The sequence below is a fragment of the Alteromonas genovensis genome (assembly GCF_010500895.1).
Lineage (GTDB): Bacteria > Pseudomonadota > Gammaproteobacteria > Enterobacterales > Alteromonadaceae > Alteromonas > Alteromonas genovensis.
The window spans coordinates 179056-193320 of sequence record NZ_JAAAWO010000001.1 but is presented as its reverse complement, the minus strand read 5'-3'; the positions used below and the strand labels follow the sequence as shown (position 1 = coordinate 193320).

Below are 14265 nucleotides of genomic sequence, written 5' to 3'. Positions count from 1 at the left end.
TGGTTGAGCCACATCTAATCAAATTTAATAGGGGTTAACGATGGGTTTCTTTGAACGATACCTTTCTGTATGGGTTGGGCTATGCATTGCTCTTGGCGTGGGATTTGGCTACGCCGTGCCGCAATTTTTTGAGTCAGTAGCAGCATTAGAATATGCCCATGTAAATTTAGTGGTAGCAGTGCTTATTTGGTTAATGATTTACCCAATGATGGTACAAATCGACTTTAGCTCAATCAAAGACGTGGGTAAAAAGCCCAAAGGCTTAGTATTAACGCTAGCGATTAATTGGCTAATAAAGCCCTTTAGCATGGCCATACTTGGCTGGCTGTTTTTTAGAGTTATTTTTGCCGATATGGTAGACCCTCAAACGGCAACTGAATACATTGCAGGTATGATTTTATTGGGTGTTGCGCCCTGTACCGCTATGGTTTTTGTGTGGAGCCACCTCACTAAAGGTGATGCTAATTATACGCTAGTGCAAGTGTCTATTAATGATTTGATTATGGTGATTGCGTTTGCACCGCTGACCGCCTTGCTGCTTGGTGTTACTGATATTACTGTTCCGTGGAATACTCTATTACTCTCGGTGGCGTTATACGTAGTACTGCCACTCATAGCAGGCTTTCTCACTCGAAAGCGTATCGAAACGAAGGGGCCGGAGGCTGTTACCAAGCTGGTGAATAACTTTAAGCCATTCTCCGTCTGCGGCTTACTGCTCACCATCATAATATTGTTTGGCCTGCAGGCTAAAACCATACTATCTCAGCCTCAGGATATCGCGCTTATTGCCGTACCACTGCTTATCCAAACTTATGGCATTTTCGCGATTGCCTACTTTGCCGCGAAGAAGATTAAGCTTCCCCATAACGTCGCTGCTCCGGCGTGTATGATTGGAACGTCGAATTTTTTTGAACTGGCAGTAGCAGTGGCCATTTCCATGTTTGGTTTACACAGTGGTGCAGCGCTAGCTACGGTGGTAGGCGTGTTGGTAGAGGTTCCCGTGATGCTGTCACTGGTATGGTTTGCAAATAGAACACGACACTGGTTTGATAACCCATCGTAAATAAACAATTTTAGCGGGCGCTCACCCTAGTAAAAAGCGCCCTGCTTTACGATGTTAAAACATGCAAAAAGTGTAAAGCAGTTTTAGAAAGTGTATTGATTAGTCGTTAGCGCTGAGGGAGGCCCAGCAAAATCTTAATAAGCTAGCTAGCGAGGGCTTTTTCTTCAGCAGTAATGACGAAGCCAAACTTCTTCAGCACTGATTGCAGGCGGTTAGGCTGTAGCGGCTTTTGAACAAAATCCAATGCACCTAACGAAGCGACTTTTCTGTGTATCAACGGCTGAATATCGCCTGACACAACAATGACGAAAGTCTCAAGACCTCTGCGTTTTATCTCTCCTAAAACACTTATTCCGCCAAGCACAGGCATAGTCAGGTCGAGTAACATCAAATCGATAGAATGATGGGCCAATACCTCAAGGGCATCAACCCCGTTTGACACCTCGTAAGCATTTTCAACAAAACCAGCAGGCAGACTTTTTCTCATCATTTTACGCGCCAACGCTGAATCATCGCAAATTAGGACATTGAAACTCATTAAGAACTCTTTACTGCTTAGTTTTGACCCAACTAATTTACCCTAAACTAAAGTATAAGAAAACAAAATAAGTCGCTGATTATCGGCAACTTACCGTTGAAACAAGTGGCATCTGTGTATCATCTGCATTATTTTGTTAATAAACATGCGATGTATTTCGCGCCTCAACCTGTTGCCTGCGCTATGTTATCAACGTTGACTTCTAACAGATAGCGCGCTGTAAGTGCACATCAATTGAGGAGTTCGAAGACGTCGAAATAGGCAAGTGATGCTTGTTATTTCTAAGGAACCTAGTCATGCAAAATATCCTATCGCCCCAAGAAACAAGCTTAGCCAAAAAGGCTGCCTATTTGGTGTTATCTCATTTTGACAAAAGCTACCGGTGGTTCACTCGAATTACTCGAGGTGCGCAACAGAGGTTTGAAAAAGGCAACTGGAAAGAAACCCAATTAGCATCGAGAGAGCGCATCAATATATATGAACAAAGTTTATCCGATGCCGTTGCTGAGATTTACCACTTAACATCGGTGCACAAAAAAGATGATGTGTTTTGGCAAGAACTAAAGAAAATCTTCGCCCTTCAACTAGAAGGTCACCCTCAGTTTGAACTTGCAGAAACCTTCTTCAACTCGGTAATTGGCCGTATATTTAAACATCGAAAAATAGATGATGACATGATGTTTGTGCATCCTAGCCGCTGCTTTTTACCGGGTCAGGATAGAGACAAAGTGATTAATAGCTTCGATACAACTACCACGGTGAGAGAGATGTACGAAGCTATCTTCAAGACCTACCGATACAACATTCCTTTTGAAGATTACGAACGGGATTTGCAGAATTTGGAAGACGCACTTCGCGCTCGTCTTAGCACATCGCAGCTTGCCAGTGTGCAGGCCGTAGAAATACTCAAGCCTACCTTCTTTAGAGGAAAAGCAGCCTATTTAATTGGCCGAATTTGTATGCCGGACGAGACGCTGCCCTTTGTCATTGCTATGCGCCGTTACAATGCGCCAAATATGTTTGTAGATGCTCTGCTTACGGATAGAAAAGATTTAAGCGTTATCTTCGGCTTTGCCCGCAGTTATTTTATGGCCGACACTCAAAACCCAGCAGAAGTTGCCGCTTTCCTACAAGAACTGCTGCCGAATAAAAAGAACTTTGAATTGTATATGGCGCTAGGCCATTACAAACACGGTAAAACGGTATTTTATCGCAACTTCCTTTCTCATTTAGAAACCTCCGAAGACCACTTTGAAGCGGCGCCGGGGATACGCGGTTTAGTGATGATGGTATTTCACCTTCCCTCGTATGGTGTTGTGTTCAAAATTATAAAAGATGAATTTGCAGAGAGTAAAAAAATCACTCGCCAGCACGTGAAAGACTGCTACAAACTCGTGAAGATGTCTGATCGTATCGGCAGAATGGCCGATACCCATGAATACGTGAACTTTCGATTTCCACTTGACCGCATAGCGCCAGAATTGATTGAAGAGCTTAAAGAGACGTGTGCTTCCAGTTTGGAATTCACTGAGAACGAGCTTGTAATAAAGCATATGTACATTGAGCGCAAAATGACGCCACTTAATCTTTATCTTCAACAAGAAACGGATGAAGATAAAGTAACAAACGCACTAGATGAACTGGGTATGTGCATAAAACAGATTGCGATGGCCAATATTTTTCCAGGCGACATGCTGCATAAAAACTTTGGTATTACCCGCCATGGTCGCGTCATATTTTATGACTACGACGAAATTTGCCTCATGAATGAACGAAACTTCCGCGCGCTGCCTAAATCTGATGATCCGTATGCTATTGATACCCTTTCAGTGGGGCCAAGCGACGTATTTCCAGAGCAGTTTGAACACTTCATTGTGGGTAAGCGCAAGTTTAAAGATATCTTAAAAAACCTTCATGGCGACCTAATGACCCAAGAATATTGGCGCAATGTGCAGATAAAATGCGAGCGAGGCGATGTACAACACTTCACCCCCTATGCAGCGAATAAGCGTTTCAAACGCGACTAACGCACACTGCAGAGCATAATTTTGCAGTAAAAACTGGGGAGTAAGCCGCTCACACACCGCCTTTACAAAAAGGGCTGTATTTCGCGGGTTATTTATCACGCACGTGGGGTAAAAGTGATCGCTTTTTGTCTACTGACACGTAAAAGAAACCGTAAGCCAATAGCGGCCTTACGTTTCGTTTTAACCTAAAAGTAGAAGTGTAATCATGAGAGTGTTACTTGTAGAAGATGATCCAAAGGTTGCCTCGCACATCGCAAACGGACTGTTGGGCGAAGGTCATGAATGTATTACTGCAGGTGACGGAGCATCTGGCTATAGGGAAGCAACATCAAATGAACTCGATGTTGTGATACTCGACGTAATGCTTCCAGAGTACGACGGCTTCACTGTTTTAGAAAAACTGAGAGAAGCTGACAACAACACCCCAGTTTTGTTACTTAGCGCCAAAAGCCAAGTAGAGGATAAGGTGCGCGGCCTGCGCACGGGTGCAAACGACTATTTAACCAAGCCGTTTGCGTTCGAGGAGCTGCTTGCCCGCATTGAGGGTCTAGCCGGGCGCGGCAAAGAAGGTGATGACAAAACACTTATCAAAGTTGGAGATTTAACCCTCGACCTCGTTAACCGCAAAGTATTGTGCGGCGAGCAAGAAATTGATTTGCAGTCGAAAGAGTTTCAATTACTTGAGTGCCTACTTCGCCATAAGGGTAAAGTAGTTACGCGCAGCATGCTGCTTGAGCAAGTGTGGAATTATCACTTCGATCCTCAGACCAACGTGATTGACGTGCACATTAGCCGACTGCGCCAAAAAGTGGACAAGGCATTTAATGTTCCACTGATTGAAACGGTAAGAGGTACGGGCTACCGTATCGCCGATAGCGCTACATGATAGCAATTCGCGACTTCACGAGAAGTTCTAGTTTTCGTGTTGGCGCGCTGCTTACCACACTGGCCAGCGTAGCAATTATTCTCATTGTTTACTTTTGGCGATTAACAAGCAGTGACCTTTTTATAACAGAATCTACGGCGGCAATTAATGCAAAAATTGCCGCTCTTTCTCAGATACATAATTCATTAGGCATTGATGCAGTTAAAGAGGCTATCGACAGTGGAGAGTTTTCACGTTCCACAATGGCCAATAATTCTGCATCGACGCCCAACGCCTCATCCGGCGAACTACCCAAGTCCGTTCGCTCTTTTGTCGTATTAAGTCAAAACGAACAGTTTGTTACTGGAAACCTTGCCAGTATTCCGCTTATTTTAGAGCGTCATGAGCACGCAAATTTTAACACGGCTGAAATTGTTATCTCGCTGCCTGATAGCGGCGAACGCAAAACCCTTCGACAGGCGTTAGTTAGAGAAGTCTCATTAGGCAACTATACGTTAATTGTAGGGCGTGGAATTGACGACTTATACAGCGCCCAATGGTTTGGCAGAGCGTTTAGCTGGATTATAGTGGTGCTGCTTTCGATGTTAAGTGTGCTCAGTTTTGCCATTGCTGTTTACGTGGTTAATCGTATTAATCGAATGTCCCAAACCGCAGACAAAATAATAAAAACTGGAAATTTAGAAGAACGTCTAGAAATTGATAGTAACTGGGATGATTTAAGCAGCTTGTCAGCCGTATTCAACCAGATGTTAGATACCATAGAAAGCTCAGTGAACAATATAAAAACCGTAACTGACAGTATTGCTCACGATCTTCGTACCCCTTTAGCACGATTACGCAACACATTAGAGCAAATAGACGACGAAAAGCTGCGTGATGAAACAACCCACGAAGCAGATAACCTGCTCAATATGTTCAATAGTTTGCTTAGAATAAGCGGGCTAGAAACCACCAACAAAAAAGAAGGGTTTTGCGAAACCGATGTTCTTGCAATCGTTGAAGATGTTGTAGACCTTTACCACCCGCTAGCGGAGGACAGGAATATAACCCTGACTAGCTCCTTGCAGCCAATCACCATGATTGCAGACCCCAACCTGCTGTTTCAAGCTGTAGCGAACGTGCTTGATAATGCCTTAAAGTACTCTCCCGATGGAAGCCGTGTGGTAGTGCAATTAACGTCGACAAAAACACACCACGTCATATCCATCAACGACGCAGGGATGGGCGTAGGAGAGCATGAGCTGGAAAGCTTAGAACGTCGTTTTTATCGAGCAGATGGCAGCAGAACAAGTAAAGGCAACGGCTTGGGGCTGTCTCTTGTCTCTGCCATTGTTAAGCTACACGAAGGCCGTGTGTGGTTTGTACACGACCCACTCATGAACGGAACGGGCTTGGGCGTGGTGCTTAGTTTCAAGCGCTAGGCGATTAGACTATTCATATACAACTCTCGCCCCTCAATAAACCGTGACTGGCCACATGCGTCTGGCACGAGTGCTTATTAACACGATATAATGCGCAAATTCAGTTGTCCGTTTGAGGGAATTGGTTTTGAACCGTCGCAAAAAAATCATCAAGAAACTTCAGAAAAAAGACAAAAAGGCGAATGCTAAACTTCATAAAAGTAGTAAGCCAGTTTATGTTTCTAAAGCTGAGAGGGAAAAGTTAGCTGAGCAGACCGATAGCGTTCAGAAGGATAAAGAACAGCTAGAAAGCGAGTAAATAACCGTGACTAAAAGTGGTTTAAAAAACATTTACGAAGAAGAAACCACGACGTCAAAAGCCGTAGCAAGTATTGACCTCAAACCTGAATTAAAAAAACGCCAGTCACACGATAAATCTAGCGAATGACTGGCGTTTACTTATTCACAGCTAATTAGCTGCTTTTGCTCTAGTTGTCTTCAAGCGGTGTGTTCTCAGTAATCGGTACTGTGTTCACATCAGTATCAAGGCTTTCTACCGCGTTTTTCACGCCAGCAGCGTAATCAGGGTGCACCCTTTCAAGAACGGCATACCATCTCGATTTCACCTCATCTGAACATGGCCCCATAGCAGCGGCATAGTTCTTATACATCCGTTCTTTCTGCTCATCTGAAAACATTTCATAAAGCTTTCGGGGCTGAACATAATCAACGTCTGCATCATCTTGATGATACCTATCTGCATCCCCATTGATACGCAGAGGCGGCTCTTTTACTGAAAAGTCTGCAACCGGCCCATCATGTTGATTTGGTTCATAATAAGCATCTGGATTCCCGAAATCATTAGTAAAGAATCGCATTGCTCCATCTTTATGGTAATGATTTACATCGCTGTTTTTTGGCGCGTTTGCAGGAAGCGCTTCGTAGTGCGTGCCTAATCTATACCTGTGAGCATCGGCGTAAGAAAAGATCCTGGCTTGCAGCATTTTATCTGGGCTAAACCCGATCCCCGGTACAACATTTGATGGACTAAATGCGGCATTTTCAATCATTTGAAAATAGTTATCTGGGTTGCGGTTCATTTCTAATTCACCCACCTCGATAAGCGGGTAATCATCATGTGGCCACACCTTGGTGAGATCAAACGGGTTAAAGCTCTGCTCTCCCGCCTCCTCTTCTGGCATCGCTTGTATGTACATTGTCCACTTAGGGAAATTGCCCTCATCTATCGCGCTGTAAAGTTCCTCTTGATACTTTTCGCGCGTGCTGCCGATAATCTTCTCTGATGTTTCATTGGTGTAATTCTTAATACCTTGTTGGGTTTTAAAGTGAAATTTCACCCAGTGACGCTTGCCCTCTTTATTCCACATGCTGAAAGTATGGCTTCCATACCCATTCATATGCATAGGCGAAACAGGAATACCTCTATCTGACATTAAGATAGTAACTTGGTGTACGCTTTCTGGCTGAGCGGCCCAAAAGTCGAACATAGCCTCTGGCGAGCGCAAGTTAGTTTTTGGATGGCGCTTTTGAGTACGAATGAAGTCGGGAAACTTATAACCGTCGCGAACGAAAAATACGGGAGTGTTATTCCCTACCATGTCCCAGTTACCTTGCTCGGTATAAAACTTCAAGCTAAAGCCGCGAACATCACGTTCGGTGTCGGCTGCTCCTGACTCTCCAGCGACAGTGGACCATCGGCTCAACACCTCTGTTTGCTTTCCTACCTGAGAGAAGATATCAGCACACGAGTAGTCAGTTATATCATGAGTTACGGTGAATGTACCCTGTGCTCCCCACCCTTTTGCATGAACAACACGTTCGGGAATACGCTCACGATTTTGATGAGCTAGCTTTTCGAGAAGCTGGTAATCTTGAAGTAATGCTGGACCGCGTTCTCCCGCTGTTTTAGTCGTTTCATTGCTGACTACTGGGGCGCCCGCTGATGTAGTTAACTGTGGCTTCTTTGACATAAAAATCTCCTTTGATGAGCCTTTAATAGACTCAATTCCATTGCATGTAGGGCACGACACCTACGACATATAATTGCTACGATGGCGAAATCAAAAGGTTTAAATTTTTTTAATCTTTATATTAAGCAGTGAGGAAGAGTTAAGGAGAATTTGAGGCAAAACAATCGCTTTTCCACAACTCACTTTTTGAATTAGGGAGCGGAACGAAAAAGTGCAAGCTAGTTACCTCCTTCAACAAGAAGCTACTCATCGACGATGAGTGATAGGCAGTATGTTATTGAGATAATTAGGGCAGAAAGTAAACCAGTTCGGGGACAATAAGCACAAAGTTGTTTTTCAAGCATGAGTGTTTACGCTTGCACCGAGACCTGAGCGGCAACGCCAAATAATACTGACAAAGGTAGAAGCCTTGCGCCGACACTCCACTAGCATCAAAGCAACACCATCCACGAAAAATTAAATTATTAAATAGCTTGCAGTGCTACTCCTGCTTTTGCATGAATATGGTCACTTCGGCCATAACAATCCCGAATTTGCGGATATAAGAGCGATTCATCATGGTTGTTTCATCAAAAGCCCAAAACCAATCGTCAAACGTCACAGAGTAACTGGTGTCGTCTACGGGTAAATCCATTTGGTAATGGAAGTTGAAAGCATTACCGTAAGATGTACCTGCAGCAGGGCCGTCTATGTCGCCAGCGTTTCCAACGAATGTACCATCGCTTTGTTTAACAATTTTCCACGTGCGGGACATTGGACCTTCACCAACACCATAATCGAAGCGTTCATCGAGTGTTAACGTGTCACCGTCTATAGAACCATCAATATCCACTTTAAAACGCTGCACAACTTCACCAGAGCGATTTTGAACGATGCCCCACGCTTTGACATCACCATCAAAAAACTGCTCAATGTTAAATGCTGGTTGCACAGAGGTATAGTCTTTACCTTCAACCGACACCGAACAACCACTCAGTGTTACTGCACTTATTCCCAATCCTGCTAGTGCATAGGCAGCGCGTTTCAATGATTTCATAATTATCCTGTTCTTTACTCTAATGCTAAAATTAAAAAAATAGTATTTAAGCTACGCTAATTATTTGATGCCTAGTAGCGCTCTTCTAAACTTAGGCTCTGAGGTATTCTCACCCAACCAAATATCAAAGAATTTTTGCGTAAACTCTGGGTCTTTAACTTCCCCGGCATTTTCGCCGTTAAAATAGAATAAGGCGTTGCCCTCTTCAGTGGCTACGCCTGTTAATACATCTCCCTCTTTTACATCCGGGAAAATATCTACCATGTCTTGTAACCAGCGCTTGGCTTTCTCTGAATCAAGCTTTGCCTGCTTTTTCATCTCATCAATAGAACGCTCAGCTATTTTCTTACCGTCTAGCGAGCGTTGGTATTTTAGCGTTAAGGCAATAGGCTTTCCTTTCTCATATTCTCCCTTGGGAGCGAACAAAGTAGCCTCGTAAACGTCGAATAGGTAATAAGTAAACATATCTTTGCCTACAACTTCTGCATTGGGGACACTGTCGTATACTGGCGAAGGTAAAGCAGCATTTGATGCAAAAGATACGCTCATCAGAGAAATACTCATCATTGTTAAACTTAAAAAAGCAGCCCGTTTCACGACAGTACCAAGCTTATTTGCTAGAGAATTCATGAGCGAGCTCTGCTCTATCTGCGATTTAGTTGAGGTTGCATGTTTAATACACACTAATTTAGCTCTTGTCGTTAAGTTAACTTTCGTGATTAATTTAGGTTTCATCATTTTTCCCTGTATGACTCTCCAGCGTCGATTTTAGTCGCCCTATTTGACGAACTGACGCCTTCAACATTTCTATACTTTTTGATTTGTGGTCGTATTAGTTATACTGCGAGCAGATAATGAATGATCAATTGTGGCAACTTCCTCCTGTGAATAAACTAACAACGCTTGAGCAGACACTCACCCAGCCTTCACCTTTAGAATTGTTCACACCTGACTGGCCTGGTGCCGAGGATGTGACTATTTATGTAAAGCGCGACGACAAAATACACCCCGTAGTGTCTGGTAATAAGTGGCGAAAACTAAAGCAGTTTATTTATGACTACGCAGAGCAATACCTAGACGGCGCTGAATTTGAGGAAGAACTACCTCAAAATGCTGATGAGGACTCTCCTGACGCTGAAGAGTCTTCAATTATTGCTGAGGGCTCTTCGCTCACCGCTGAGGGCTCTTCATTCACCGCCAAAGGCTCTGTCAGACTCATCAGTTTTGGTGGTGGCTTTTCAAATCACCTACATGCACTCGGATATGTGTGTCATACCCTCGGCATTCCGCTTTCAGCCATTATTCGTGGTGACTATTCTGCTACACCAACAGCAATGATTAGCGACCTAACTTCATGGAACGTCGATATTGAATATGTTGACCGAATAACCTATAAAAAACGGGACTCTGCCGAATACCTCAACTCACTAAAAGAGCGCTTCTCCCCTGCCATTATCATCCCAGAAGGGGGAAGCCAAAAACAGGCAATCGAAGGGGTTGCAGAGTTAGTTAGTGAAATTGCTGAAGCGCTCGCTACCAATCACAATACCGAGTTCGACACTATTATTGCCCCCGTAGCCAGTGGTGCCACAATGGGAGGTATTGTCAGTGCGTTAACGCCAAATCAGCACGCTATTGGTATTGGCGTCCTTAAAGGCCAAGATTACTTGGAATCCTTAGTTAATCAGTTCTTACCCCCCGCCATTTTGACAAAAAAAATTGTGACAAAAGAACTTATGACAAAAGAACTGGCAGCAAAAGCGCCTGCGATCAATGTGGAAGAAAATAAGGCAATCAGTAACTGGCATATTAACCATAAATACCATTGCGGTGGATATGCAAAAGCGCCGCCCTACCTAAAGACGTTTTGTGAGAACTTTAACAACGCCATGCCCTTTAAGGTTGAGCCTGTTTATTCCGGAAAAGTATTTTTCGCATTGAAAGATATGCTTAAAAAGGGCACATTTAAATCAGGTAGTAAGATTATTGTCTTACACACCGGCGGACTTCAGGGTGCTCGCTAAAGGGATTGCACATTGCTCATTTCTATAGTGATAGTAAACCTATGAGTCCAATACACCGTAAGTAATGATGAAAGGAAAAAAAGTACAGGGTATCTAAAAACAGCAATCGTAAAATAGTAGCGATGACCTATAGAGTCTTAACTATAGCATCGCAAGCAACGCTAACTTTGAGGAGATACAACATGATCGACCGACCAGTTACATTGCCAACCCCTTTAAAAGAACTTGTTTCCAAATCACTTTCCATATGTAAAATAATGCTGCTAAACAGCGATGTATTTTACCCTTTTGCGGCTATAAACCAAGACGGTAAAAACGGTTGTATATTTGCAGATGAAACCACTGAGAGCAAACGTGAGTCGCAGCTTATAGAGCAACTCCAGTGGAGGATCATCGACACAACCACAGACACCAACAGTTACAGCGTTTTAGTCTATGCTGCTACTATCAATACACAGAACAGCAAAAATTTGGATGCCATAGCGGTAGTGACATCGTCGCCTGACCAGGAAGAGCGATTGCTCCTATATCCTTATTACAAGGTTGACGGTTCTGTGGTGGTATCGCCGCCAATTAATACTGCGGCGCCCTAAGCTCGACCTAAGCCCCTGTTAACGCATTAATAGTTAAAACGCTCATAACGTTTTCTATCGTTAGCAGGAAAATTTATACTATTTATACTTGCAGACACTGACTTTGCTTGCCAAATCGTCGGTGTCTGCTAGCATTCAGCAAAAATTTACTCGCAAAATTTAGGGATTAATACTATGTCTCGCGTTCTCATTATTGGTGCTGGCGGCGTTGCCTCAGTGACGGTTAAAAAGTGTGCTCGTTTACCACAACATTTCGATGAAATATTCTTAGCAAGCCGAACGGTGTCTAAATGTGAAGCTCTTCAGCAAGAAGTTGGTGAAGACCGCGTGAAAGGCGTATTTGCTTTAGATGCTGATAATGCTAAAGAAGTGGAAGCGTTAATCAACGAAGTGCAGCCTGACCTAGTGATTAATTTGGCATTGCCATATCAAGACTTACCTATCATGGATGCGTGTTTAGCAACCAACACGCATTATCTTGATACCGCAAACTACGAGCCAAAAGACGTAGCAAAATTTGAATACTCATGGCAGTGGGCATACCAAGACAAGTTTAAAGATGCCGGTATCATGGCACTACTTGGAAGTGGTTTTGATCCAGGTGTCACTAACGTCTTTACTGCGTATGCAGCAAAACACTACTTTGATGAAATTCACTACCTTGATATTGTCGATTGTAATGGGGGCGACCACGGTCAAGCATTCGCGACTAACTTCAACCCAGAAATCAATATCCGCGAAATTACTCAGCGTGGTAAATTTTGGGAAAATGGTGAGTGGAAAGAAACTGATCCGCTTAGTGTTAGAGAAGACGTTGACTATCAAAATATTGGCGAGCGCGCTTCGTATCTTATGTTCCATGAAGAGCTTGAGTCGTTGGTGAAACACTTCCCAACACTTAAACGTGCCCGTTTTTGGATGACATTTGGCGAGGCTTACCTTAACCACCTTCGCGTGCTTGAAGGTATCGGTATGACGAGCATTGAGCCTATAGAATTTCAAGGCCAACAAGTTGTACCTTTAGAGTTTCTAAAAGCCGTATTACCTAACCCAGGCTCGCTTGCAGAAGGTTATGTAGGGATGACCTGTATTGGTACTTACATTACAGGTGTAAAAGATGGCAAAGAAAAAACCATCTTTATCTACAATAACTGCGAACACGCCAAGTGTAATGAGGAAGTAGGTGCTCAGGCGGTATCTTACACCACAGGCGTTCCTGCGATGATTGGTGCTGCACTTATGCTAAACGGCACGTGGAAAGAAGCTGGCGTGTGGAATATGGAACAGTTTGATCCAGACCCGTTCATGGATATGCTTAATGAACACGGACTGCCATGGCATGTACTAGAGTGCGATAGTAGCCCTTTCACTAAATAGATTGCTTTGAACAAATACTTATAGATATTTACGAGGGGCGCTATGTTAAGTGCCCCTTTTTTACGTTATTGACCGGAGCTTGAACACCTTGACCGATCTTACCCAACGCACTGATATTCCCTCACCCTGCTATGTTCTTGAGGAGGCAAAATTAATTCGTAACCTAACGCTGATGAAGCGGGTTCAAGACGAGTCTGGCGTGCGAATTATTTTAGCCCTTAAAGGCTTTTCCATGTGGTCTTGCTTCGATATCGTCAAACAATATCTTCAAGGTGCCACCGCAAGCTCAGTGTGGGAGGCAAAGTTAGCAGCCGAAATGGGCAAAGAGGTTCATGCCTATTCCCCTGCGTATAAAGCGGAGGATGCAAAAGCACTGGCTTCACTGGTACATCATTTATCGTTTAACAGCCTCAGCCAATGGCATACTCACCGTGAGGCGCTAAAAGACGTATCACTAGGGCTGAGAATTAACCCAGAGCATCAAGAAGCAGATACACCACTTTACGACCCAGCTGCACCCGGTTCGCGATTAGGGATAAGAGCGGATGAGCTAGAAGGTATAAGCTTAGACGGCATTGAAGGTTTTCACTGCCACAATTTATGCGAGTGCGACTCTTTTGCCACAGAGCGTACTTTGCAGGCCATTGAGAAACGATTTGGCAAATGGCTACATCAATTGAAATGGCTGAATTTAGGCGGTGGTCATTTAATGACAAGCGAAGGCTATGACGTTGAGCACTTGATCAACACACTGTCGGCATTTAAAGAGCGCTACCCTCACCTTGATATTATCTTAGAGCCGGGCTCTGCGGTAGCGTGGCAAACAGGCCCTTTAATATCGGAAGTGGTGGATGTGGTGAATAACGAAGGTGATATTGCCATATTGGATATCTCGGCCACGGCGCACATGCCAGATGTGCTTGAAATGCCCTATCGACCTACCGTATTTAATGCGGCATTACCAAATGAAAAGTCACACAATTACAAACTTGGCGGCAACTCATGTCTTGCTGGAGATGTTATAGACACCTACTCGTTCGATGAACCTCTGGTGGCAGGAAGCCGTATCCAGTTTGAAGATATGATGCACTACACCATGGTAAAAACCACGTTTTTTAATGGGGTTGATCATCCGTCCATTGGCATATTGCGCTTAAACGGTGAGTTTGAATTAGTGCGACGTTTCACGTACGAAGACTTTAAAGGGCGCTTGTCTTAAACCAACAAATCTGAGAAACAGTCGGCGTACATCAGCCGACTTTTTCTTAGTGTTATTTGTGTTCTGCCATGCTGACCTTTTTTGTACGAGTTTCAATGTAACCGAAACCTT

13 protein-coding genes are annotated in these 14265 nt (G+C 43.8%); 9 read left to right on the top strand and 4 right to left on the bottom strand.

Annotated elements, in window-relative coordinates; translation table 11 throughout:
* The first annotated feature begins 40 nt into the window (after nt 1-40).
* Complete coding sequence (gene arsB, locus GTQ48_RS00765; RefSeq protein ID WP_163104496.1) at nt 41-1063, top strand: ACR3 family arsenite efflux transporter; 1023 nt, start codon at nt 41-43, stop codon at nt 1061-1063.
* A 142-nt stretch (nt 1064-1205) separates the two neighbouring features.
* On the opposite strand, the gene GTQ48_RS00760 is transcribed toward arsB, so the two are convergent.
* Complete coding sequence (locus tag GTQ48_RS00760; RefSeq protein WP_163104494.1) at nt 1206-1601, bottom strand: response regulator; 396 nt, start codon at nt 1599-1601, stop codon at nt 1206-1208.
* A 296-nt stretch (nt 1602-1897) separates the two neighbouring features.
* On the opposite strand from GTQ48_RS00760, the gene aceK reads away from it, so the two are divergent.
* From aceK to GTQ48_RS00740, 4 genes are all read left to right on the top strand, one after another.
* Nucleotides 1898-3628 carry a bifunctional isocitrate dehydrogenase kinase/phosphatase gene (gene aceK, locus GTQ48_RS00755; RefSeq protein ID WP_163104492.1) on the top strand — a complete coding sequence of 577 codons (1731 nt, stop codon included), beginning with the start codon at nt 1898-1900 and terminating at the stop codon, nt 3626-3628.
* A 205-nt stretch (nt 3629-3833) separates the two neighbouring features.
* Nucleotides 3834-4514, top strand: a complete 681-nt coding sequence (locus GTQ48_RS00750) for a response regulator transcription factor (RefSeq protein ID WP_032097411.1) — start codon at nt 3834-3836, stop codon at nt 4512-4514.
* Nucleotides 4511-5935: a sensor histidine kinase gene (locus GTQ48_RS00745; protein ID WP_163104490.1), complete on the top strand. Its 1425-nt coding sequence runs from the start codon at nt 4511-4513 to the stop codon at nt 5933-5935. The genes GTQ48_RS00750 and GTQ48_RS00745 overlap by 4 nt, the downstream gene beginning before the upstream one ends.
* A 127-nt stretch (nt 5936-6062) precedes the next feature.
* Entirely contained in the window at nt 6063-6233 is a 171-nt protein-coding gene (locus GTQ48_RS00740; protein WP_163104488.1) for a DUF2986 domain-containing protein, read from the top strand.
* 169 nt (nt 6234-6402) lie between these two features.
* On the opposite strand, the gene GTQ48_RS00735 is transcribed toward GTQ48_RS00740, so the two are convergent.
* The 3 genes from GTQ48_RS00735 to GTQ48_RS00725 all read right to left on the bottom strand — a co-directional run bounded on the left by GTQ48_RS00735 (nt 6403) and on the right by GTQ48_RS00725 (nt 9571).
* A complete protein-coding gene (locus GTQ48_RS00735; protein ID WP_163104486.1) occupies nt 6403-7905 on the bottom strand; it encodes a catalase in 1503 nt (500 codons plus the stop codon).
* A gap of 481 nt (nt 7906-8386) precedes the next feature.
* The gene (locus GTQ48_RS00730) at nt 8387-8941 is read right to left on the bottom strand and encodes a DUF3833 domain-containing protein (protein WP_163104484.1); all 555 of its coding nucleotides are present in this window, start codon (nt 8939-8941) and stop codon (nt 8387-8389) included.
* A 60-nt stretch (nt 8942-9001) separates the two neighbouring features.
* On the bottom strand, nt 9002-9571 hold the full coding sequence (locus tag GTQ48_RS00725; protein WP_239059942.1) for a chalcone isomerase family protein: 570 nt from the start codon (nt 9569-9571) through the stop codon (nt 9002-9004).
* 224 nt (nt 9572-9795) lie between these two features.
* Here GTQ48_RS00725 and GTQ48_RS00720 point away from each other — a divergent pair, with 224 nt between their 5' ends.
* The 4 genes from GTQ48_RS00720 to nspC all read left to right on the top strand — a co-directional run bounded on the left by GTQ48_RS00720 (nt 9796) and on the right by nspC (nt 14154).
* Complete coding sequence (locus tag GTQ48_RS00720) at nt 9796-10965, top strand: 1-aminocyclopropane-1-carboxylate deaminase/D-cysteine desulfhydrase (RefSeq protein ID WP_163104482.1); 1170 nt, start codon at nt 9796-9798, stop codon at nt 10963-10965.
* 182 nt (nt 10966-11147) lie between these two features.
* Entirely contained in the window at nt 11148-11558 is a 411-nt protein-coding gene (locus GTQ48_RS00715) for a hypothetical protein (protein ID WP_163104480.1), read from the top strand.
* Between the two features lie 174 nt (nt 11559-11732).
* Nucleotides 11733-12935, top strand: coding sequence for a saccharopine dehydrogenase family protein (locus tag GTQ48_RS00710; protein ID WP_163104478.1), 1203 nt, complete (start codon nt 11733-11735; stop codon nt 12933-12935).
* Nucleotides 12936-13002: 67 nt separating this feature from the next.
* Complete coding sequence (nspC, locus tag GTQ48_RS00705) at nt 13003-14154, top strand: carboxynorspermidine decarboxylase (RefSeq protein WP_163105057.1); 1152 nt, start codon at nt 13003-13005, stop codon at nt 14152-14154.
* Nucleotides 14155-14265 lie beyond the last annotated feature (111 nt).